The sequence below is a fragment of the Jatrophihabitans sp. genome, assembly GCF_036389215.1.
Lineage (GTDB): Bacteria > Actinomycetota > Actinomycetes > Mycobacteriales > Jatrophihabitantaceae > Jatrophihabitans_A.
This window is the reverse complement of record NZ_DASVQG010000039.1, coordinates 1-2816: the sequence shown is the minus strand read 5'-3', so window position 1 is coordinate 2816 and position 2816 is coordinate 1. Positions and strand designations below refer to the sequence as shown.

1 protein-coding gene is annotated in these 2816 nt (G+C 69.0%); it reads left to right on the top strand.

What is annotated here, in order from left to right; genetic code table 11:
* A partial coding sequence (pulA, locus tag VF542_RS01720) for a pullulanase-type alpha-1,6-glucosidase (protein ID WP_408649978.1) occupies nucleotides 1-2672 on the top strand: 2672 nt, incomplete at its 5' end.
* Nucleotides 2673-2816 lie beyond the last annotated feature (144 nt).

The window sequence follows — 2816 nt, the reverse complement described above, 5'->3', positions numbered from 1 at the left end:
TGACCGGCGCGGCAGCGACCGTCGACATCACCACCCCGACCGCCTACTGGCTGTCCCGGCGCGACATCGGCTGGGCGCTCGGCGCGTCGGCCGCCCAGCGCAGCTACCGGCTGTACTACGCACCCAACGGCGGGCTGGGCGTCGACGAGACGGGCGTCACCGGCGGCAACTACCTCCCGTTGGCGTACAACCCGAACGGACTGCCGGCCACCGTCAAGCAGAAGTTCCCGGCCCAGGCCGCGCTTGGCGCCCTGCGGATCCCGGACCAGTACCTCGGGCTGCTGCCGGCCATTCTCACCGGACAGGTGGCGGTGGCCGCCTTCGATGCCAGCGGCGTCCTGGTCGACGGCGCCGGCCTGCAGATTCCCGGCGTTCTCGACGACCTGTACGCCGGTGCCGCCAAGCGCACCCTCGGCATCAGCTGGAAGCGCACCGGCCGGCCGGTGCTGAGCCTGTGGGCCCCGACCGCGCAGCACGTCACCGTCAACGTGTACTCCGATGCCACCAGCGCCTCACCCATCGCGCGGATAGCGCTGTTCCGCAGCCGTGACGGGGTGTGGAGCGTGACCGGTCCGCGTGCCTGGAAGGGCGACTACTACCTCTACGACGTCACCGTCTACGTTCCGGAGACCGGCAAGGTCGAGCACAACCTGGTCACCGACCCCTACAGCGTCGGCCTGTCCGCCAACTCGACCCGCAGCCTGCTGGTCAACCTCAACGACCGTGGCCTGAAGCCGGCCGGCTGGTCACGCCTTGCCAAGCCGCCGCTGCCCAAGCCTGAGAACCAGTCGATCACCGAGCTGCACGTCCGCGACTTCTCGGTCAGCGACCCGACCGTCCCGGCGGCGCACCGGGGTACCTTCCAGGCGTTCAGCGACACCTCCAGCAACGCCGTCCGGCACCTCACCGCGCTGGCGAGGGCGGGCCTGACGACCGTGCACCTGCTGCCATCGTTCGACTTCGCCAGCCGTTCGGTCAACGAGGACAAGTCCACGTGGCAGAGCCCGCCGTGCGACCTGGCGTCCTACCCGCCTGACAGCGACCAGCAGCAGGCCTGCACCACGTCGGTCGCGGACACCGACGGCTACAACTGGGGTTACGACCCGATGCATTACACGACTCCCGAAGGCTCCTACGCCACCGACCCGAACGGCGCCGCGCGCACCCTGCAATTCCGCACCATGGTCGCCGCGCTGAACCGCCATCACCTCAGGGTCGTGATGGATGTCGTCTACAACCACACCGCTGACGCCGGGCAGGCCGGCGCCAACGACCTCGACCGGATCGTGCCGGGCTACTACCACCGCCTGGACCAGTCCGGCCACGTCTACACCTCCACCTGCTGCCCCAACACCGCGACCGAGCACACCATGATGGGCAAGCTGGTCGTCGACTCGGTGGTCACCTGGGCCAAGGAGTACAAGGTCGACGGGTTCCGCTTCGACCTGATGGGCCATCACCCCAAGCAGAATCTCCTCGACGTGCGCGCGGCGCTGAACCGGCTGACGCCGGCCAAGGACGGCGTCAACGGCCGCAAGATCTACGTCTACGGCGAAGGCTGGGACTTCGGGGAGGTGGCCGGCAACGCGCTGTTCGTCAATGCCACCCAGGTGAACATGGCCGGCACCGGCATCGGCACCTTCAACGACCGGTTGCGAGACGCCGTCCGCGGCGGTGGCCCGTTCGACACCAATCCCCGGATCCAGGGATTCGGGAGCGGGCAGTACACCGACCCCAACGGCGACCCGGTCAACGGCGACGCCGCTGCCCAGAGGGCGACCCTGCTGCACGACGAGGACCTGATCAAGGTCGGCCTCACCGGCAACCTCGCGGACTACACCCTGATCAACGCCGCCGGCAGTCGGGTCAAGGGTTCGGCCGTCGACTACAACGGCCAGCCGGCGGGGTACACCGCCGATCCACAGGAGGCCATCACCTACGTCGACGCCCACGACGGCCAGACCCTCTACGACGCGCTGGCGTTGAAGCTGCCGCAATCCACCACGATGGCCGACCGGATCCGGATGCAGACCCTGTCGCTGGCCACCACCGCGCTGTCCCAGGGGGTCTCGTTCTGGCAGGCCGGCACCGAGAACCTGCGGAGCAAGTCCTTCGACAGCAACAGCTACAACTCCGGTGACTGGTTCAACGTCCTCGATCTGTCCTACAACACCAATGGATTCGGTCGTGGGCTGCCGCCGGCCGCCTCGAACTCCGGCATGTGGCCCTACGAGAAGCCGCTGCTGGCCGACCCGGCGCTCAAGCCCGCCAGGCCGGACATCCTTTCGGCGTTGGGTCAATCGGAAACGCTGCTGAAGCTGCGCAGGAGCACTCCGCTGTTCCACCTCGGCACCGCGGCGTTGATCGAGCAGAAGCTGAGCTTCCCGAACAGCGGGCCGAGTTCGACGCCGGGCGTGATCACCATGCGCATCGATGACACCGTCGGCAAGAACGTCGATCACCACCTCGCCGGGCTGGTCGTGGTGTTCAACGCCACCCCGAACGCCACCACCCAGACGGTGGCCGGGCTGGCGGGCCGGCGCTACGTCCTGGATCCCCTCCAGGCCCGCGGCTCCGATCCGATCGTGCGAACCGCCGGCTTCGACAGGGCCACCGGGACGTTCACCGTGCCCGGCCGGACCGTCGCGGTCTTCGTCGCCCGCGAACACTGATCAGTCCGCGAGGCGTCACCGGCCGGGCAGGGTCGCACCCAGCCCGCGAGCGCCTGCTGCTGGACGTCGTCGCGCAGCCCACCCGCGGAAGCGCCGGCCGTCGAGCGTCAGGCCGGCACAGCTGAGGGCCGTCGACCACCGCGG